The sequence below is a fragment of the Ferdinandcohnia salidurans genome, from assembly GCF_042680725.1.
GTDB classification, from domain to species: domain Bacteria; phylum Bacillota; class Bacilli; order Bacillales; family Bacillaceae_L; genus Ferdinandcohnia; species Ferdinandcohnia salidurans.
In genome coordinates, this window is the sequence record NZ_JBHUEK010000024.1 from 1 (window position 1) to 19745 (window position 19745).

Annotated in this window: 15 protein-coding genes, 1 pseudogene and 1 riboswitch; of the genes and pseudogenes, 3 read left to right on the top strand and 13 right to left on the bottom strand. The window is 39.0% G+C overall.

What is annotated here, in order from left to right:
* Window positions 1-117: 117 nt before the first annotated feature.
* The 6 genes from ACFSFW_RS14410 to ACFSFW_RS14435 all read right to left on the bottom strand — a co-directional run bounded on the left by ACFSFW_RS14410 (window position 118) and on the right by ACFSFW_RS14435 (window position 8151).
* Window positions 118-1386 carry a mechanosensitive ion channel family protein gene (locus ACFSFW_RS14410; RefSeq protein ID WP_388039258.1) on the bottom strand — a complete coding sequence of 423 codons (1269 nt, stop codon included), beginning with the start codon at window positions 1384-1386 and terminating at the stop codon, window positions 118-120.
* Window positions 1387-1663: 277 nt separating this feature from the next.
* Entirely contained in the window at window positions 1664-4252 is a 2589-nt protein-coding gene (locus tag ACFSFW_RS14415) for an ABC transporter permease (protein WP_388039260.1), read from the bottom strand.
* A complete protein-coding gene (locus tag ACFSFW_RS14420; RefSeq protein WP_099353244.1) occupies window positions 4249-4932 on the bottom strand; it encodes an ABC transporter ATP-binding protein in 684 nt (227 codons plus the stop codon). The genes ACFSFW_RS14415 and ACFSFW_RS14420 overlap by 4 nt, the downstream gene beginning before the upstream one ends.
* Before the next feature lie 104 nt (window positions 4933-5036).
* Window positions 5037-6041: a sensor histidine kinase gene (locus ACFSFW_RS14425; protein WP_388039262.1), complete on the bottom strand. Its 1005-nt coding sequence runs from the start codon at window positions 6039-6041 to the stop codon at window positions 5037-5039.
* A gap of 1 nt (window position 6042) precedes the next feature.
* The gene (locus ACFSFW_RS14430; RefSeq protein ID WP_304214956.1) at window positions 6043-6732 is read right to left on the bottom strand and encodes a response regulator transcription factor; all 690 of its coding nucleotides are present in this window, start codon (window positions 6730-6732) and stop codon (window positions 6043-6045) included.
* A gap of 126 nt (window positions 6733-6858) precedes the next feature.
* Window positions 6859-8151: an NCS2 family permease gene (locus ACFSFW_RS14435; RefSeq protein WP_388039263.1), complete on the bottom strand. Its 1293-nt coding sequence runs from the start codon at window positions 8149-8151 to the stop codon at window positions 6859-6861.
* Between the two features lie 104 nt (window positions 8152-8255).
* A riboswitch (purine riboswitch) is annotated at window positions 8256-8357 on the bottom strand.
* Window positions 8358-8468: 111 nt separating this feature from the next.
* On the opposite strand from ACFSFW_RS14435, the gene ACFSFW_RS14440 reads away from it, so the two are divergent.
* Together ACFSFW_RS14440 and ACFSFW_RS14445 are read left to right on the top strand one after the other, a co-directional pair.
* On the top strand, window positions 8469-8861 hold the full coding sequence (locus ACFSFW_RS14440) for a GntR family transcriptional regulator (protein WP_388039264.1): 393 nt from the start codon (window positions 8469-8471) through the stop codon (window positions 8859-8861).
* Between the two features lie 2 nt (window positions 8862-8863).
* Complete coding sequence (locus ACFSFW_RS14445) at window positions 8864-9955, top strand: DUF1648 domain-containing protein (RefSeq protein WP_388039266.1); 1092 nt, start codon at window positions 8864-8866, stop codon at window positions 9953-9955.
* A 31-nt stretch (window positions 9956-9986) separates the two neighbouring features.
* On the opposite strand, the gene ACFSFW_RS14450 is transcribed toward ACFSFW_RS14445, so the two are convergent.
* From ACFSFW_RS14450 to ACFSFW_RS14480, 7 genes and pseudogenes are all read right to left on the bottom strand, one after another.
* Window positions 9987-11243, bottom strand: a complete 1257-nt coding sequence (locus tag ACFSFW_RS14450; protein WP_388039268.1) for an MFS transporter — start codon at window positions 11241-11243, stop codon at window positions 9987-9989.
* A gap of 1031 nt (window positions 11244-12274) precedes the next feature.
* Window positions 12275-13375 (bottom strand): pyrroloquinoline quinone biosynthesis protein PqqE, encoded by a 1101-nt coding sequence (pqqE, locus tag ACFSFW_RS14455; protein ID WP_388039269.1) that lies wholly within the window; start codon window positions 13373-13375, stop codon window positions 12275-12277.
* Between the two features lies 1 nt (window position 13376).
* Window positions 13377-13679, bottom strand: a complete 303-nt coding sequence (pqqD, locus tag ACFSFW_RS14460; RefSeq protein ID WP_388039271.1) for a pyrroloquinoline quinone biosynthesis peptide chaperone PqqD — start codon at window positions 13677-13679, stop codon at window positions 13377-13379.
* Window positions 13680-13707: 28 nt separating this feature from the next.
* Window positions 13708-14439 carry a pyrroloquinoline-quinone synthase PqqC gene (pqqC, locus tag ACFSFW_RS14465; RefSeq protein ID WP_388039272.1) on the bottom strand — a complete coding sequence of 244 codons (732 nt, stop codon included), beginning with the start codon at window positions 14437-14439 and terminating at the stop codon, window positions 13708-13710.
* A 2-nt stretch (window positions 14440-14441) separates the two neighbouring features.
* Window positions 14442-15377 (bottom strand): pyrroloquinoline quinone biosynthesis protein PqqB, encoded by a 936-nt coding sequence (pqqB, locus tag ACFSFW_RS14470; protein ID WP_388039274.1) that lies wholly within the window; start codon window positions 15375-15377, stop codon window positions 14442-14444.
* A gap of 320 nt (window positions 15378-15697) precedes the next feature.
* Window positions 15698-17077: pseudogene (locus tag ACFSFW_RS14475) on the bottom strand (MATE family efflux transporter).
* A gap of 165 nt (window positions 17078-17242) precedes the next feature.
* Window positions 17243-18370, bottom strand: a complete 1128-nt coding sequence (locus ACFSFW_RS14480) for an NAD(P)/FAD-dependent oxidoreductase (RefSeq protein WP_388039276.1) — start codon at window positions 18368-18370, stop codon at window positions 17243-17245.
* A gap of 381 nt (window positions 18371-18751) precedes the next feature.
* On the opposite strand from ACFSFW_RS14480, the gene ACFSFW_RS14485 reads away from it, so the two are divergent.
* Window positions 18752-19732, top strand: a complete 981-nt coding sequence (locus ACFSFW_RS14485; protein WP_388039278.1) for a diaminopimelate dehydrogenase — start codon at window positions 18752-18754, stop codon at window positions 19730-19732.
* Window positions 19733-19745: the final 13 nt, after the last annotated feature.

Genomic DNA, 19745 nt, shown 5'->3' on the forward strand with positions numbered 1-19745 from the left:
TGGTACGACTCTATAAGTTTCGTTTGCACACACGCAGAGCGTGTGGTTTAAAAAGACTAATAAAAAGGCAATACCCCATAGGATATCACCTTTAATAACTATACCTCTTGTACTATATCAATTTTCCCGTTCTCTATGCATGATATCCTCTCCATTTTCAGCCACAATCGACTTGAAATCGTGTCCAGATGGATTTTGGAATAAGCGCAGTCCGAATTCTGGAGCAACTGCAAAAAGATGGTCAAAGATATCAGCCTGGGTCGTTTCGTACACGTCCCATCTTACATCATTTGTAAAAGCATATATCTCTAGTGGCAATCCGTTCTCTGTAGGTGCCAATTGCCGAACCATCAATGTCATATCCTGATTGATACCGGGATGTTTTTGAAGATAATTGCTAATATACGCCCTAAATACACCGACATTTGTCAGAGCTCTTCCATTTACCGGATTACTACGATTAATGTCATGCTTCATGTTGTATTCTTCGATTTCATGTTCTCTTCTTGTAATATAATCCGTTAAATACTGGATGTTTTTAAATCTCTCAATCATCTCTTCCGTACAAAATGAAATACTTGTTGAATCAATAAACAATGAACGCTTAATCCTACGTCCACCAGAGGTTTGCATTCCTCTCCAATTGATGAATGAATCGGAGATAAGAGCATAACTAGGGAGTGTTGTTATCGTCTTATCAAAATTTTGCACCTTAACTGTTACTAGAGATATATCAATAATATCTCCATCAGCCCCATACTTCGGCATTTCAATCCAGTCTCCAACGCGAACCATATCATTGGATGTCAATTGGATACCTGCAACAAGACCTAATAATGAATCTTTAAAAACTAACATGAATACAGCCGAGAGAGCACCTATTCCACTCAAAAGTAAAAGTGGACTCTTCCCCATTAGGTTTGCAATAACCAAAATGATTCCTAATGTTATAACAATAATTTTCACAACTTGAATATACCCTTTTATAGGCCTAGTCTTTGATATTTCATACGTTTGATAAATATCATTTATTGCATTTAAAATACTATTAATAACCATTAATGCCACAATGGTGATATAGACATTAGCACCCATTCTAATTAGGTCATCATACGGCTGAAAGGTTGAAGCGAAGTAATGAATGATAATCGCTGGAACAATATGCGACAGCCTACGGAAAACCTTCCTCTCTAAAAGCATATTATCCCATGTGAATTTTGTGTTATTCACGATTTTTGTGATAATCCTAATGATCACCTTTTTTGTAATAAAATTGGCGATAATACAAAGAATCGTGATAAAGAGAATCATGATTATCGTTGAAAGATATTTAACTACTGTTGGGTCCAATTCATAATCTAAAAGAAATTCCCGAATTAATGTCATATGTCTCCTCCATGGTATGTATATTTCTGTAATCCTCTAAGTTGTATGAAGTTCACCACGTGTTGTGAGATGCTTACTATTATATCAAATAATTTCTCCCAATCCTTCATAAACACTCATTAGATCTCGAAGAACTAGTCTCCATACAAAATCATTCGAATAGAAACAATAAATTACGTCTACATACAATTAAATGGTGCTCCCCGAAAAAAAAGACCTGGCCACAAAATATAGTAGCCAAGTCCTTTTGGATCAAAAGGGAAACGGAGTATCCTCATTAAATACTTTCCTGCTTCAGCCCATCGATTATATTTTCTTTTTTCACTTTTTGGATTGAATACAGCATGGCTGCCCCTACAATAATAAAGATGATGATCACAACAAATAAGATACTCATCCACGGGAGATTAAATCCATATTCAAACGTATTTCTAAGTGACCAATAAATTAAATACATGATGACAAAGCTGATTGGAAGTCCATAGAGCAAAGCCTTCACACCGTAAAATATACTCTCATAATTGATCATTTTATTAAAGCCTTTTGGCGTCATCCCTACTGATCTAAGCATTGCAAATTCACGTTTTCGAAGCGAGATACCCGTTGAAATTGTATTAAATATATTTGCAATGGAGATTAAGGAAATCAGGGCGATAAAGCCATAGGTAAAAATAGACATAAGTACGATCACTTGCTCTTGTTCTTGTCTTCTTTGATAGACGTTATAGACATGCGTACCAGAGTCTGTGATTTTATCCAACTCATCCTGTGTTGCCAATGGATCTGAACTATTCATGTATAATTCAGTTTGGATTTCACTTCTTGCCTTTTCATTTCCTGCAACAATCTTTGTTAATATATCCTCTGAAACAATAATATCTAATCCACCAAGACTAGAAGTTGAGATCCCCATTGGTAACTGGTCGCTCAATGCTACAACTTCTATATTAGCTAGAAATTGTTGTTCTTCAGTCTCATAGTTCATTAAATTAAGTGCTAACTTATCCCCTACGTTAGTATGAATTGATTTTGTTTCAACAAATTTCCCCGTCTCATAATCTTGATAGTTGATGTTATCGATTATGATAGCATTAAGTTCATTTGTATTTTCGAATTTCGCAGAATCCGTTCCTACTTTTGCAGCATAGGCCCTGAAGCTGTCATGGTCTAAACCATGTAATCTTACGTAATAAATAAATTTACCATCTTGTAAAATGGAGGGGTCATTTTCGACAGATTTTAATAACTCGTTTGGAAGTTGATCCTTCTCTATTAATGTAGTTAAATAGCTGGTTTGAACAATACTTGAATTCGTTACATAATCAAGTTTCGTAAACGGCAATAGATCTTCTTTGCCCATCTGATCATTAATCACTTGAATATCATAATTTATATTATCTACAGATAGTTCTAACGACTTTTTTAGGTCCTCTGTGAAGTATGACACTGTCAAAAAGAGGACGATACTGATGACAAGCGAGAACACAGTTGCTTGATATCTTTTCTTATTTCGTTTCAAATTTTTCAAGCCAATTTCAGCTTCAATTCCAAAAAGTTTACGTACAAGTTTTGATGTCTTAACTGTTTTTCTTGATAATTTGATATCCTGTGTTTGTCGTATCGCATCAATCGCTGAAACCTTTGACGCTCTCATCGCTGGAATATAAGTTGAGATAAAAATCGTTACAATTGAAATCACACAGGCTATTAAGAGTGAAGCTGGTGTAATAATTACATATAGCTTTTCAGCAACATTTAATGCTCCCTCAAGATAAGTGTTAATAAACGAAAAGGTTACCCCAATTCCACCTAGACCCGAAAGGATACCTATTGGAATACTAATTGCACCAATCACTGCGCCCTCAAAGAAGACGGAATTTCGCTTCTGTTTTTTTGTCGCTCCTACACTTGATAGCATTCCTAAATGTCTGGACCGTTCAGATACACTAATTGCAAAAGCATTGTAGATTAATGCGACTGAACCAATAATAATAACCGCCATGATAATACCTGCCACAGAAAATAAGGTCAGACGCAGACTATCATTGTCTGTGACTCCATAAAAGCGCAATAATTCTTTATTATAGGAAACAGAGTTGATCCCATTTTCTTTAGCAATGGTTTCTGAATGTTTATATAATGAACCCTTCACTTTTTCTAATACCACGACTGCATCTGCTGTATGAGTATTACCCAAAGTATTTTTGTCTACGTATTTAATCACCGTGTATCCTGGCGACCATGTTGGTTCCCATGTTGGTCGTTTAATGGTCCCAACAATAGTAAAAGTTTCACTAGACTCAATCTTAAGTTTTTCTGTAACCCCATTTTCATCGGATTGCAAAGAATAATTCTGACCCAGCGGTTCCTCTTCCCCGACTGCTAGTCTTTTTCCGACTTCCACCGACAGTTTGTCACCGATGTTATATTCAACTTTAGCATTATCGGCAATTGCTTCAGAAATAACAATTTCATCATCCTTTAAAGGTAAACGTCCCTCAGCTAACTCAATTGGAAATTGTTGAAACCCTGCTGTGTTGTACTCTTTAATAAACAGATAAGGTTTACTTTTGTTTTCCGAACCCTCAAGCTTTGCATAGCCTAGGTCATTTGATAGGACCAATTTTTTCGTTTGACTATCCTTTTCAATCGCCTGGATTTGTTCCACATTAACATCATTATATTTGACGTGCCATTCCCCGTTGTCAGCAATGTTATCTCGAATCATTAGGTTTAAAAAAGAGACACCCAGTGTTGCTACAGCTGTTATCATCGCAACAGAAATGATAACACCAATGATTGTGACGAGAGTTCTTCGTTTATTTTCCTTCAAATGCCGAATAGTCAGTTTGTTAATGATGTTCATGGACGAATCACCTCGTCCTTAGCGATCCTGCCATCCTCTATTGAAATGACACGGTCAGCTTGAAGGGCAATTCGCTCATCATGGGTAATGACAAGCAGAGTTTGATTATAGGTTTTATTGAACATCTTTAAAAGCTCAATGATTTCGCCGCTATTCTTACTATCTAGATTTCCAGTCGGTTCATCTGCTAGCATAATGGCTGGATTACTAATAAGGGCTCGACCGATCGAAACCCGCTGCTGCTGACCTCCTGAAAGCTGATTTGGCAAATGATTTAAGCGTTGTTCTAGACCGAGAATTTTTACAATATCAGCAAACTGCTTCGGGTCAACTTTATGTTCATCTAAGAGCATGGGTAATGTAATATTTTCTTCTACCGTTAAGATCGGAATTAAGTTATAAAACTGATAGATTAACCCAATTTGTCTTCTTCTAAAAATCGCGAGTTGTGTTTCATTTAGTTCATAAATATCTGTGTTATCAATTAGAACCTTACCGCTAGATGGTCGGTCCACACCACCAAGCAGATGCAAGAGTGTTGATTTACCTGACCCAGAGGGGCCGATAATGGCCACAAATTCTCCCTTTTTTACTGAAAATGAAACATTATCAAGTGCCTTAACTGCTGTTTCACCTTTTCCATATACCTTAGACAGATTTTCGATTTGTAAAATATTCATCCGTAAACCTCCATATTTTCGATGTTGAGTTTAGTATATCTGTCTAAGATGACTCTAAAGTGACTACTAAAGTGACATTTTATTCACTTTCGATGGAAATGCCGCTAAATCACTTGTTTGTAAAGTTTTATAATGAACTGTGTCCCTTCTCCCCTACCGCTCTTCACTTCAATATCACCTTGTTGACTATTTATAATACTATGGGCCATTGCTAGACCAATTCCAACACTATCTTCGCCTGCATTCTTGCCCTTGTAAAAACGTTTAAAGATATATGGGATATCCTCTTTTGCTATGCCATTTCCATTATCTGAAATACGAATCTCTGTATATAATGCATTCTCAGAAAATGAAATCGATATTTTACCGCCCTCCGGCGTATGTTCAACACAATTTTTAAAAATATTTATCAGAGCTTCTGCCGTCCAGTTGAAATCTCCGATAAAGGATACCTCTTTATTCCCTTCAATATGCAGGTTTTGCTGTTTAATATCCATTGGAACTAAAACAGGTTGGATTGCACGTTCGATCAACTCTGAAACATAGACTCTATCCTTCTTAAAAGAAACTGTTCCAGCATCAATCTTTGAAAGTTTCAATAACGATGACACGAGCCACTCGATTCTTTCTAACTGAATGCGGATGTTATTTGTAAATTCAACCCGTTTTGCATCATCTAGTTTCGCATCCCCCAATAAATCAGCCATGACCATCATAGAGGTAAGTGGTGTTTTTAACTGATGCGAAATATCCGAAATAGCATTCGTAAGTTTTAATTTGTCCTGTTGCAAAAGAGCGCTATGCTCAGATAGCTTTAATGTCACTTTATAAATATCACTCTTTAAGATGCTAAGTTCGCCCTCATGATTGTCTCTTACATCTAAACTATAATCACCACTCGTTATCTTACGTAAATATCCAGAAAGTTTTTCAATTTCACGATATCTCCACTTCGTAAATCCCAAACTACATCCACTCAATAGAACGGATGTGAAAAGAACGAAGAGTGCAGCCAGCCCCGAAATCAGTATATAGGCTAACATGGATGCAAGTAACGTTATAATAAAAAGAGCCAGAAGTAAGAACTGGATTTCCCGGTTACGCAACATATTAATCACCAACCTTATAGCCCATTCCACGGACGGTCTTAATAATCTTCGGGCTTTGTGGCTCATCTTCAAGCTTCTCTCGTAATCTCTTGATGTAAACGGTTAATGTGTTATCATTCACAAAATCACCCGCTACATCCCAAATTCGATCAAGTAATTGTGTTCGAGTAAGAACTTGACCAATATGGTTCGCGAATATTAGGAATAGACGGTACTCTAAAGAAGTCAGAAGTACCTCCTCTCCATTTTTATAAACCTTACCTTCTAACGTATTAACACGAATATTTTCTATATCAATGATGTTCTTGGTTTGTGCCGTTGATTGTCTATTATATCGACGAAGTACCGATTTGATCCGTGACAGTAACTCACGAATCCGAAATGGCTTTGTAATATAGTCATCCGCACCCATGTCCAACCCCATCACAACATTCACTTCATCATCCAAAGCCGTTAAAAAAATAACCGGTTTATCACCTTGCTTCTTTACTAACTCACATAACTCATATCCACTTCCGTCTGGTAATGATAAATCAAATAAAAACAAATCAATACTATTCCAACTATCTGAAATAACCTTCTTAGCATCCTCAACATTATGACAAACAATCGTCTCATAATCTTCCTGCTTCAACGTATAATCCAACCCAGAAGCAATCGTCCTATCATCCTCAACAACCAATATCTTCATCATAGTGGGTCACAGGGACAGGTCCCTTGTCCCAACCCTCCCCATCGTCTTAGTCTGTTCTAGGTTATTTTATCAAAAAGAAAATCCCCTGGACATGTTGATTGTACATCTCCAGGGGATTTTCCTTTAAACATAGATAAAATAGACAATAAACGTAACAAAAAGAACATACATGATTGGATGTACTTCTTTATGTCTTCCCAATGCAAGCATTGTAATAGGATACATAATGAATCCTAAAGCAATCCCTGTTGCAACGCTAAATGTCAATGGCATCATAATAATTGTCGTAAATGCCGGTATGGCAATATCGAGCTTCGTCCAGTCAATATGTCTAACTTCTGCCACCATCATTGCTCCCACGATAATGAGGGCTGGAGCTGTTATTTCAGACGTAACCACCGCTAACAATGGCGAGAAAAAGAGGGCTAAAAAGAAAAAGCCTGAGATGACAACTGATGAAAAACCAGTTCGTGCACCTGCAGCAATACCTGCAGTGGATTCAATCAAGGAAGCAGTCGGAGACGTCCCTAAAACAGAACCGATAACAGTTGCGGAAGCATCTGATAATAATGCTGGCCCCGCGTTTGGAATTTTATTTTCCTTTAAGATTCCAGCCTGACTCGCAACAGCAATCAATGTGCCTGCTGTATCGAAAAATCCAACAAATAAAAAGGTAAAAATGACAATAATTAAATCTGGTGTAAATACATTTGGAAGCTCAGTAAAAACAACCCCAAATGTTGGTTCAAGACTTGGTATTTTACCTATGATACCTGCTGGCTTCTCAATAATCCCGAAGATCATCCCAACAATTGATGAAATAACCATGCCGTAAAATATACCACCACGAATTCCCCGAACGAGCATTACTGAGGTAATGATAAATCCGAATAAGGCAAGTACAGTCGCACCAGATGTAAAGTCTCCGAGCGAAACAAATGTAGCCTCGTTCCCGACAATTATTTTCGCATTTTTTAGTCCAATAAAAGCGACAAAAAAACCAATCCCACCCGCAATCGCATACTTCAAATCCTGTGGTATCACATTAATAATTTTTTCGCGGATTTTTAACACACTTAAAAGGACAAATAAAATACCTGCGACGAAAACACCCGTTAATGCTGTCTGCCATGGAATTCCCATCCCGATCACAACTGAATATGTAAAAAATGAATTTAGACCCATACTAGGGGCAATCCCGATTGGATAATTAGAGAGTATCCCGATAAGCAGCGAGCCAAGAATAATGGTTATCGCGGTTGCCGTAAAAACGGCACCTTTATCCATCCCTGATTCACCTAAAACGATAGGATTGACCACAAGGATGTAGGCCATCGATAGAAAGGTTGTTAGTCCACCAATAAATTCCTGCTTATATGAAGTTTGGCGTGTATTGAAGTCAAAATAATTTTTCATATTTCTATATTCCCCATTTTGATGTGATTTATTTTTTAAAAATAAAAAAAGCCTTGATAGTGTAAACCTACCAAAGCACGTACAAATAGGAGTAAAAAGGACAAGATACCTTATAAACCATTTGTAGTCAAGCCTTTTACGGTAGCTTGGTAGAAACAATCGGGCCATATCCCCGAACATATACAAATTACTTTATTCATATAACTTTAAAAATCTATCAGTGATTTTAGATTTCGTCAAGTTTTTTTCTTATTTGTTATAGTTTTAGTATAACAGATGTGTTATACTATACATAGAACAGATTGGAGGGATCGAAAATGTTGATTCGAATTGAATCTGAATCCGATATTCCCATTTACCAACAAATCACCAATCAAATCATCGAAGGAATTGCTATAAAGTCGATTCAGCCAGGTGATTCCCTACCTTCCGTGAGAACGTTTGCCGCGGACCTTGGCATTAACATGCACACCGTTAACAAAAGCTATCACCAACTTGAGAAAAAAGGAATTATCCGAATTGTTCCGAAGTCTGGAGCAGTGATCTCTTCCCCACAGGATTTCAACGATTCTACCTTTGACAGGTTAAAGGAAAACTATAAATTACTCATCGCGGAATCAATCGTTGTCGGTATGTCCGATGAACAAATTCAAGAATTAGCTTCTTCTACGATTAATTATTTAAAACGCTCATCAAATAAGGAGGCATAATTATGACGTTAGCTATCTTTCTCATAATCGCCGTTATTCTAGCCGGGATTCAAACTGCAGTTCCTTTTCTTGTGAAACGCACAGTTATCTTCGGGATTACAGTTCCCGAAAAACACATTAAAAATGAAAAACTTTCTTCTTTTAAAAAGAAATATTCCCTACTTGTATCCCTTTTATCTATTATCGCTTTGGCAAGTTACGCAATATGGGTACAGTCAAGCAATGCCTCAGAAGAACATATTGTTCTGATTGGAACCATTATTCAATTTTCGATTATTTTGCTTAGCTTTACCCTATATTTTTATTTTCACGGAAAAACAATTCAGTTAAAGAAGGAAATGAAATGGGGAGAAAATACAAAACAAATCCAAATCGCGGATCTGTCAGCACGCGCTAAGGATGAAATGCTGCCATGGTATGTCTTTTTAGTACCAATACTCATCACAGTTGGTGTAATCGGTTATACCATTTCTCAATACAATCTTCTTCCAGACCAGATTCCAACTCACTGGGGAATTAACGGAGAAGCTGATGCATTTACTGAGAAAACACCCGTTTCAGCCATTTCCTCACCACTCATGTTGCTAGTGATGCAGGCAATGTTTCTAGCGATTATCGTAAGCACAAAAAAGTCTGGGATCAAATTGAGTGTAACTGCAACCAATGCTTCACGATTACGACAATTAACATTACGTAAATATACAAGCTGGTTACTATTTTTAACGTCTATTTTATTAACGGGAATGTTTAGTTTCTTTCAATTAAGAACGATCCATCCTGATATCGTGGACGGAAAAATTGTAATGGCCATACCCATTATTTTCCTAATTATTACTTTAGGATCTACGATTGCATTCGCTCTAAAAGTTGGACGTTCAGATAAACAATCTATTGATGAAGCAACTGCAGGAATAACAGATTATGACGATGACAGGCATTGGGTTGGTGGCCTCTTTTATGTCAACAAAAGTGATCCATCCATCTTTGTTGAAAAACGCTTTGGTGTTGGCTGGACGATCAACTTCGGTAACCCAATCGGGTATTTTATTATTTTAATACCACTTGCACTCATCATCCTGTTTAGCTTTCTTTAAAAAATCGACAAGCGCTGCTTGTCGATTTTTTTCATCCGGACGATGGATTTAGTTTTATTTTTGTATCGTAGGCTCGGAAAGCCTTGCCATACAAATAGGCAAAACTACCTTGTAAACCAGCCGCAAGATAAAAAGGTAAAGCCAAAGCCCCTAACCCGAAAAGGTAGCCAGTAATATACGGACCAATTGAAATTGGTAGACGCATTGATAAAAGATTAATACTTGATGCAAATCCACTTCTTTTTCCACGCGTTAAGCTAACACTTAGTGCCTGCGCAGCACCTTGGGACCCTCGATTTAATGCCGTTCTTAGTATATAAAGAATGGATACAAGTGCATATGAGGACAACAGTGGCATCAATACTAGAAGAAGACATGCAATGTAACGTACCATTACAATCGATTGAACTGTACCATATTTTTTTGAAATTCCAGCTTGAAAAGTTGATATAATTCCGGTCGCAAAAAAGGTAAGAGCTAACGTACCACCAATTTGCGCACTGCTTACACCAAATTTCACAGAAAACCAGTATGCCATCATCGGCCCCGTCAATCCAATTGCGATTCCATTCAACACATTGATACCTGCTAACTTTAAAATCGCTGTATTTTCTTCTTTTGTAATTTTCACTTCTTCGATCTGGGTCATCTTTTCCATTGGTTTTTCTTTTCGGTTAAAAGGTTCTCCACTAACTGTTACTACAATTGCAGCTGTAGCAATTGAAAATGCAAATGTAGAATAAAAGGCGAGATGGTAGACAGAGATTCCAAGTGAGAGGTTGCCAAAACTCAACGTACCGACCAGCATCGCCCCTGTCGCCATTCCGAAAAAGCTTAGCGCATTATTGAGACTATATATTTTTCCTCGTTCCGAGGGTTTGATAAAGGAAGCGAGCCATGCCTGTTCTGCCGGAGCAAACGGGCTTGCTGAACCAGCATCTGCTTTTCCAAAACCTGAAAAAGTAATCGCGATAAACAATAGAACCGGATTGATAGAGAGAATTCCGATCAACGCACACCCTGCTGTCGAAAGCTCCGAAAGCAGAACAAAGGGTTTCCTACCTACGCGATCACTGAATATACCAACTAACGGAGCAAGGAAAACACTAAGCAATCCACCGGCAGCAAGAACCGTTCCGATTTTAACAGAACTCCACCCTAAAGCATCAAGATACAGTGCTAGCACAACAACCATCATACCTTGTCCAATACTTCGTATCAGATTAACTAACATTAGCTTTTTGACAACGGGATGTATTCTATCTGTGTTGTCTTCTCTGACTAGCATATTTTCACCACTTTGGATTGAGACATTGGATTGTGACATTGAATTGGACTTGGATAAAATAGGTAATTTGAATAGTCCTATTTAAAAGCCTTCCAAAGTGAGGTGGCAATTATTCAGAGGGATAGTTTTATTACTGGATTTTCTGATTTCTGGCTGATTTTCTTTGATAATCAGAGCTGGGGTTGCTCTCGTTTCCGCTCATAGCTCTGATGAAGGGGATTCAGTGCGTTGGGGGACCCTCGTTTTGCTCATCATAGCTCCGATGAAGAGGATTGGGTGCTTGGGCTACTTTCGTTTTCCTCTTCATAACCTCGATGAAGAGGATTGGGGGACGGGGGGACTCGCGTTTTCCTCTTCATAACCTCGATGAAGAGGATTCGAGGACGGGGGGACTCGCGTTTTCCTCTTCATAACCTCGATGAAGAGGATTGGGAGGCGGGGAGGCTAGCGTTTTCCCCTTCATAGCTGCGATGAAGAGGATTGGGAGGCGGGGAGGCTAGCGTTTTCCTCTTCATAACTGCGATGAAGAGGATTGGGAGGCGGGGAGGCTAGCGTTTTCCTCTTCATAACTCGATGAAGAGGATTTGGAGACGGAGGAACTCTCCTTTTCCCCTTCATAACCGCGATGAAGAGGATTGGGAGGTGGGGATGCTCTCGTTTTCCCGTTCATATTTCCGATGAAGGACTTTACAGCAAGGCCCTAGCTGCTCTCGGTCCTTCATCATCCCGATGAAGGACTTTACACCGAGGCCCAGACTGCGTTCGGTCCTTCATCACCCCGATGAAGGACTTTACACCGATACTCTGGCTGCTCTCGGTCCTTCATCACCTCGATGAAGGACTTTACACCATGGCCTAGACTGCGTTCGGTCCTTCATCACCCCGATGAAGGACTTTACACAGAGACCTAGGCTCCACTCCGTCCTTCATCACTAAAATAGACAAACCTCTTCAAAACCATAGTATTTACTTCCACAACAAAATAGATGCCAAAGGCAATTTAATTTTACAAATCGCCCCTAGCATCTATTTCATGATCTAATTTTTGATGTTGTGATTTTACGGTAAATCAATGGTGATGCCTCGCCCACTCGCGTACTATTTGCTTCTTGTACTGCTTTTTCAACGATATGATGATCTGGTGCCAGGTGACACACCGGGTCTGTTGCATGAGCATCCCCAGTTAAGGCATATGCCTGACATCGACACCCACCACCATCTTTCCCTACCAAATCGCAAGAACGACAAGTTTCTGGTAGCCACTCATACCCTCGAAATCGATTAAACGAATTCGATTCATACCAAATTTTTTGCAATGACCGCTCACGTACATTTTCAAAGGTAATACCTTCTATCATCCCAGCCGTTGGGCATGGTAACACGTCTCCGTTGGGGGCCACTGTTAGTGCGACCGCTCCCCAACCGCCCATGCATGGCTTTGGAGTTGATTCATAATAATCAGGAATAACCCAGATAATTTCCATTTCTCTCCCAAGGCGTACTCTTGCTGCCTCAAAAACCTCACTCGCCCGCTCAATCTGCTCTCGACTTGGCATGAGCTGATCCCTGTTGAGTAGAGCCCAGTTATAAAACTGGGTATTGGCTAATTCCAGCCGTTCTGCGCCCACTTCATGGGCAAACGTAATAATTTCGTCCAATGTATCTATGTTCAACCGATGCAACACCACATTTAAAGATAAATGCATCTCCGTCCTCTTGACTGCTTCAACAGCCTTCCGTTTCTTTTCAAACGCCTTAAATCTCCCAATCTTATCCGAAAGCTTTTCTTCTCCAGCTTGAAAGCTAATTTGGACATTGGCCAACCCGGATTCCATAAACCGCATTGCCTTTTCTTCAGTTAAGCCAATCCCACTTGTTATTAGATTCGTATACATTTCTAATGAATTCGCATGTTGGATCAGTTCATCTAGATCCTGCTTTAAAAGTGGCTCTCCGCCTGAAAAATGAATCTCAACAACTCCAAGATCGGCAGCTTCTGATAATACCCGCTTCCAATCCTTTGTTGATATTTCCAAATCCTTTCGTGTCATTTCGATTGGATTTGAACAGTATGGACAATGTAAAGGACAACGATGCGTTAACTCTGCAAGCAACGAAAAGGGCGGTTGCACTCTATAATTCTTTGATTCTAGAATCTTGCATCACCACCCATCCTTCGTCCACCATTTGTAAGATAAACTTTGTGATATCCGCCTGCATGACATCGAAATCAGGCAAATTCTCAGACTCTAGGGAACTTCTCATTTTTTCGGTGATGGTGTGAACTGATTCATTTCCGTCGCATAGAGCAAGAATGGACGCGGCAGTTTCGTTCAGAACCACAACCTTTTCAGGTAACAAAAGAAGATGTTTTTCTCTTACCTTATCAAACTTGAGTCGCCCCTTTTGTGCGAGTCTTGGAAAACTAGTAGTCAAAATTTCCCCACCACCATTTCCTTATAACTTAATTTGGAAAAGCTTTTTCAATCGCATCAAGCTGTGCCCAAAGTACATCACACTTAAATTGTAAAGCCTCAACTGCAAGCTGCTGTTCTTTTAATGTCTTGCAATAATCCAGTACTACATTCAGGGCAAATTCTGTATCACGCGGTGCTTGTGTTAAGCGATTTCGGAAATACCCAAGTCCGGACCGGTCAATCCACGGATACAATCGTTCAAGGATTTTAATCCGCTCTGAAATAAGAATGGGTGAAAAAAGTTCAGTTAATGAAGAAGCAACGGCCTCTAGCCATGGCTTTTCTTTCGCAAAGTTCACATAAGCGTCAACCGAAAAACGAACAGCAGGAACCACATGTTCTTCACTTAAGACCTCTTCCCGTGAAAGTCCCACTACTTCCCCAAGCCTTAACCACGCTTCAATTCCGCCCTCTTGTTCATGGTTGCCATCATGGTCAATAATCCGCTGGATCCATTCACGTCTAAACTCCCTTGTTGGAAGTTTTGATAAAATAACCGCATCCTTGATCGGAACCGATTTTTGATAATAATAGCGATTGGCTACCCAACCTCGGATTTGCTCTCGACTTAGAGTACCCTCGTGCATCGCCACATGAAAGGGGTGTTTATCATGATAGGAGGACTTCCCGACATTGATTAATCGTTCTTTCAAATCCTCCCGAGACCATGGCTTTCCAGCTTCATGAGACACCCTTGCTAACCCTCCTTGTTGTGGCATATTCAAACCTCCAATTCCATACCTTCATAGGCAATCTCAATACCGTGTTGCTCCAACATATCTGCTTCCTTCGAACCTTTTTTCAAAATCGGATTGCTATTGTTAATGTGGATTAAAATTTTTCGTTCTGCTGAAAATGATGCTAAATTCTCAATGATTCCTGAAGCACCACTAATTGGGAGATGGCCCATATCCCTTGCATTCCGTTTCGTCGCACCCAATGCAACCAATTCATCTTCAGACCAAAATGTTCCATCTACTAACAAAATATCTGCTCTATGTAAAGCAGACTCAATTTCAGCTGTCATCGTATCTAAAGTCGGAAAATAAGCCACACATTTTCCAGACCTTTCATTTTGTAAAAGTAGACCAACCTCCCATATTGCTTCGGAACTGTCATGATTTGACTGAGCATATAGAGGTGGTTTTCTTGAAACTGGAATTGTCTCAATCAGGAGCGTATCCTCACTTGTATCTCCAATTCGTTCCTTACATTCTGGATTAAGTGACTGCCATTCCCAAGAACAATAATTTTTTAGCATTGGGATAACAGGAAAGGCTGTGTGTAAACATTTTCTTATCGTTTCCGTCCCATATATCGTTAAATGGGAGCCTTCTCGTAACGACAATAAACCGATTGAGTGATCAAGCTCTGCATCGGTTAAAATCACACCAGCAAGTGGTGTTTCCCTAATACCAGGTCCCGCATGAAGTTCAGAAAAGGTTTCAATCTGTCTACTCACATCCGGTCCTGCATTAATGAGATACCAGTCTTTATCATTTGCACTTATCGCAAGGGAGGATTGTAACATCGGTTTTAACTTTATGTCCCCGTCGCGAACACCGCTACAGTTAGGACATGCACAATTCCATTGTGGAAAGCCTCCTCCCGCTGCTACTCCTAAGACCCTGATTCGAATTTTACTCCATCCTTTCAAACAGACATATTAAAGCATGTAAGGCAAGTTTAGTGGTACTACTCACGGATGTAGGAATACATTGTCACCTCAGCGGCTGTATTAATCACTTCATACTCAGGAATGACCCACATGCTTTTCACCCCCTTCAAAAGGATAAATGTATATAGAAAATGATTGAAATTCGCCCTTTCAAGCTATTCTTATGATAAAAACAGGCGCAAAATAACCATGAATTTCGACATAAAGTTGTCCAATTTGCCAAATTGAACGGGACGAACCTATACATGGGTAAAAAAAACAACGCCCTGAAATAACTCTAGAGCATTGTTGATCAATCATTATTGTTTTAATACGGCATTCGAACTGAATAACTCCTTCTTTTTCCATCCACCCCATTTAAAATAGGAAAATGAAAAAATGCTGCTAATGATAAAACTAATCCCAATCCCTAGTGCAATTCCGTTCTGCCCAATTAGACTCGAGCAGAAATAGGTAAGTGGATATCGGAGCAGCCAGAAAGATAGGATGTTTAGCATCAATACTTGATACATGGCACCCGCTCCTCTTACGACACCATTCAAAATAAAGTTAATGCCAATGAATGGATAAAAGAAAGCGACAATTTTCAAATAGTCCGTTCCAAAAGTGACCGCTTCTTTTTCCTGAATAAACAACTTCGTGAGTCCTTCGGCAAACAAGAATACGCCTAATGCAATTGTCACCGTAATAATCACATTGAAAATGGTACCGTACACGGCAATCTGACGAACTCGCTCCCATTGATTGGCTCCAATATTTTGACCTGCCATGCTATTCACAGCTGTGCCTAATGCCATCGCCGGAATGGTTATTAAACTATCAATTCGTTGTGAAGCACCGAAGCCAGCTACCACAGCCCCATCGAATGAATTTACCACTGATAAAATCGCCGTAACCCCAGCGAAAATCACCATCATTTGCAGCCCCGCAGGAATTCCTAATTTTAAAATTAACCAAGTATCCTCTTTACTTGGTAAATGGGGTATCGAATATGGAACAAGATTGCGTCGAAACGTATACGCTAATGCCAACAAAAATGAAATTCCTTGGGCAAACACAGTTGCCCATGCAGCTCCATGGATTCCCCAATCAAAATAGGAAATGAATAATGGGTCCAAAACGGCATTTAACACAACTGCTATAAACACAAAGCGTAACGGAGTTTTACTGTCACCCAATGCCCTAAGTACAGTGCCAATAAAGTTATATCCCATAATAAACAAGATACCGATAAAATTTATTTCTAGGTATGCCTTTGCCTCATTGAGCATTTCCGCCGGTGTATTTAAAAATGATAATAGGAATTCTGAAGAAAAGTAACCAAATAGGCCAACTACAATCGAAAGTGTTGATAATATTACAACAAAAGCATTCACATACTTTTTTAATCCTTGCTCATCATTCATCCCTTTTTGTTAGGAGAGAATTGTCAATGTGGCGTTGTTAATTCCAATAATGAACGCCAATACCGTAACAACAATTGTAGATGAAATTGTAATCGCCCCGAGTGCATTTGCACCTAGTAAATTTCCTACCCACAAACTATCGATAAATTGATAGGAAACCTGAAGCAGATTGGTTAACATTATGGGTCCAGCAAAGGTAATTAATTGCTTGCGGATTGAGCCTTGCGTGAAATCCTGTTGCGTCAAAACATTAGCACTCCTTATTTTTTCCATTCTTATGTTTTATAGGATACCACACCTTCTCTGTGCTGTCTGATTCCTTTACTTCCAGAAATGAGTAAATAATTTTACATAACTAAAAAAACAATAAAGGAGTTTCCTCTATTGTTTTTCCAGAATATATTTTATTAAATAACCTCTTCCATAGAATCAATCACCTTACACATGCTTCTTAATCTCAATTGCACGACCAGGTCGGCAAGGTGTAAGATCCAGTTTAATCTCTTCATCTTGAATCATTGAAGCTGCTAAACTACCAATATATGGACCCATTGTAAGCCCGGATGGTCCTAATCCAGTCGCAAGTAAAACGCCTTCAAGTGTATCCACAGTTCCTAGAATTGGTAAAACATCTGGACCCATTGGACGAAATCCGATTCGAACCTCTTCCAAAGTTCCATCTTCTAGACCAGGCGCAACCTCTAACGCTTCTGTCAGGACCTCGTTCACCCCTCCAGCAGTCAATCGATAGTCAAATCCAGACCCAGTTTCTCTAGTCGCACCTGCTACGATTCTACCATCATCAAATGGAACCAAATAGTGGGTTGACTGAGGAATAATAATTGGCCAATCAGAACTGTCCTTTCCAGGTAATTTGATATGAGCAATCTGCCCACGCTGTGGTTTGACATTTAAATGGATACCAAACGGTTCCAATAATTCGGGAGCCCAAGCCCCTGTAGTAATAAGGACTTTATCGGCAAAAACTGTTTTATTTCCAACCTTAACACCAATTACTTTTCTATTCTCATGTACTAATTGTGCTTCTCCTTCTACAAACTCAGCACCATGACGTTGTGCAGCGCGGTTTAGTGCATCACGTAGTAAAGCACCATCTACTCTTGCTCCTCCTGATACAAACAAAGCCTCCATATTTTGGTTAAGTGGGGGGAAGACCTCTCGGGCCTGCTCTGCATTAAGACGCAGTATATCTCCTATTTCAGGCGCACCTTTCCGTTTGGTTTTCGCTCTCTTTTCAATTTCATCCAATATACCAGGATCTGACGAGACACATAATGCCCCAACCTTTTTATAACCTACTTCATCTTCGCCCTCTTTTTGCAAGGCAGAAATTAAATCTTGATAGAAAACAAAACTTTCCTTAGCAAGATTATACCAAGTTTCATTTTCAACCTCTTTAATCCAGGGACAGACAATCCCCGCTCCAGCAGAAGTTGCCTTACCTTTTTGTTGTTTATCAATCATGATGACATCTAGATTATTTTTGGCTAATTGATACGCTGCACTTGCACCTACAATTCCTGTTCCGATTACAATTACTTTCATGTACTCACTCCTTCTAATTCTAGTGTATTTATTTCTCTTGGACTTTACCCCAACTACTTTTGCATCAAACGTTTTAAATGATTGGATACTTTTGCGATAAATCTATCTATGAATTTTAACTGCCTTTGATGTATTAATATGTATGATTATAACTTTTTAGTATGTGGGTCCTATATCCAATTTCCAATGCGTTTGTATAAAAAACTTTTCGATTATCGAAGAAAATCATTGGCAGTGAGAGCTTATTCTATTATTATAAGTATTATCAAAAAAGTTAGGAAATCGAATGATCCCAAATAAGTTTACTTAGAAAGCTAACTGGGCAATTTAAACTTTGACATAATTTTTTTGATAGTATTTAGAAGTAAAGGAGAAATGTATATGAGCAACAAAATTAGACTAGGTATCGTAGGTTACGGTAATCTTGGAAAAGGCGCAATTAAAGCTATTAAACAATCTCCTGATATGGAATTAGTAGCAGTTTTTACGAGAAGAGATCCAGAAACTCTCGTTCTTGATGAGCCAAATGTAAAAGCTGAGCATATTTCAAATGCAAGTGATTATCAAGGTAAAATTGATGTTATGCTACTTTGTGGGGGATCTGCTACAGACCTACCTGAACAAACTCCGCAAATTGCTAGCATGTTCAATACTGTAGATAGTTTTGATACCCATGCAAAAATCCCTGAATTCTTTGCAGCTGTTAACGAAGCTGCGAAAAATACAACTGCTATTATTTCAGTAGGTTGGGATCCAGGTTTATTCTCAATTAATCGTGTTATGGCGGATGCGATTTTACCAAATGGTGAAAATTATACATTCTGGGGTAAAGGCCTAAGCCAAGGACATTCTGATGCAATAAGAAGAGTAGATGGTGTTAAAAATGGTGTACAATATACGATTCCATCTGAGGATGCAATGGAAAAGGTTCGCAGTGGTTCAAATCCAGAACTAACAACTGCTGAAAAGCATCGCCGCGTCTGCTATATCGTTGCTGAAGAAGGTGCAGACAAAGCAGCTATCGAAAATGAAATTAAAACAATGCCAAACTATTTCGCTGATTATGATACAGAAGTGAATTTTATATCAGAAGAAGAATTAAACCGTGAGCACTCCAAAGCACCACATGGTGGATTTGTCATTCGTGGTGGAAAAACTAGTGAAGACACTACACAAGTATATGAATTCTCTCTAAAATTAGACAGCAATCCAGAATTTACGTCTGCTGTATTAGTTGCATATGCAAGAGCAGCATACCGCTTAAACCAAGAAAAGCAATTTGGTGCAAAAACGGTATTCGATGTAGCTCCAAGCTATATTACACCACGTTCTCCAGAAGAACTAAGAAAAGATTACTTATAAGAAACTTTTTCAA

Coding starts and splice junctions, on each gene's coding strand:
- ACFSFW_RS14410 (WP_388039258.1), bottom strand. CDS start 1,386: ATGACATTAATTCGGGAATTTCTTTTAGATTATGAATTGGACCCAACA.
- ACFSFW_RS14415 (WP_388039260.1), bottom strand. CDS start 4,252: ATGAACATCATTAACAAACTGACTATTCGGCATTTGAAGGAAAATAAA.
- ACFSFW_RS14420 (WP_099353244.1), bottom strand. CDS start 4,932: ATGAATATTTTACAAATCGAAAATCTGTCTAAGGTATATGGAAAAGGT.
- ACFSFW_RS14425 (WP_388039262.1), bottom strand. CDS start 6,041: ATGTTGCGTAACCGGGAAATCCAGTTCTTACTTCTGGCTCTTTTTATT.
- ACFSFW_RS14430 (WP_304214956.1), bottom strand. CDS start 6,732: ATGAAGATATTGGTTGTTGAGGATGATAGGACGATTGCTTCTGGGTTG.
- ACFSFW_RS14435 (WP_388039263.1), bottom strand. CDS start 8,151: ATGAAAAATTATTTTGACTTCAATACACGCCAAACTTCATATAAGCAG.
- ACFSFW_RS14440 (WP_388039264.1), top strand. CDS start 8,469: ATGTTGATTCGAATTGAATCTGAATCCGATATTCCCATTTACCAACAA.
- ACFSFW_RS14445 (WP_388039266.1), top strand. CDS start 8,864: ATGACGTTAGCTATCTTTCTCATAATCGCCGTTATTCTAGCCGGGATT.
- ACFSFW_RS14450 (WP_388039268.1), bottom strand. CDS start 11,243: ATGCTAGTCAGAGAAGACAACACAGATAGAATACATCCCGTTGTCAAA.
- pqqC (WP_388039272.1), bottom strand. CDS start 14,439: ATGCCACAACAAGGAGGGTTAGCAAGGGTGTCTCATGAAGCTGGAAAG.
- ACFSFW_RS14480 (WP_388039276.1), bottom strand. CDS start 18,370: ATGAAAGTAATTGTAATCGGAACAGGAATTGTAGGTGCAAGTGCAGCG.
- ACFSFW_RS14485 (WP_388039278.1), top strand. CDS start 18,752: ATGAGCAACAAAATTAGACTAGGTATCGTAGGTTACGGTAATCTTGGA.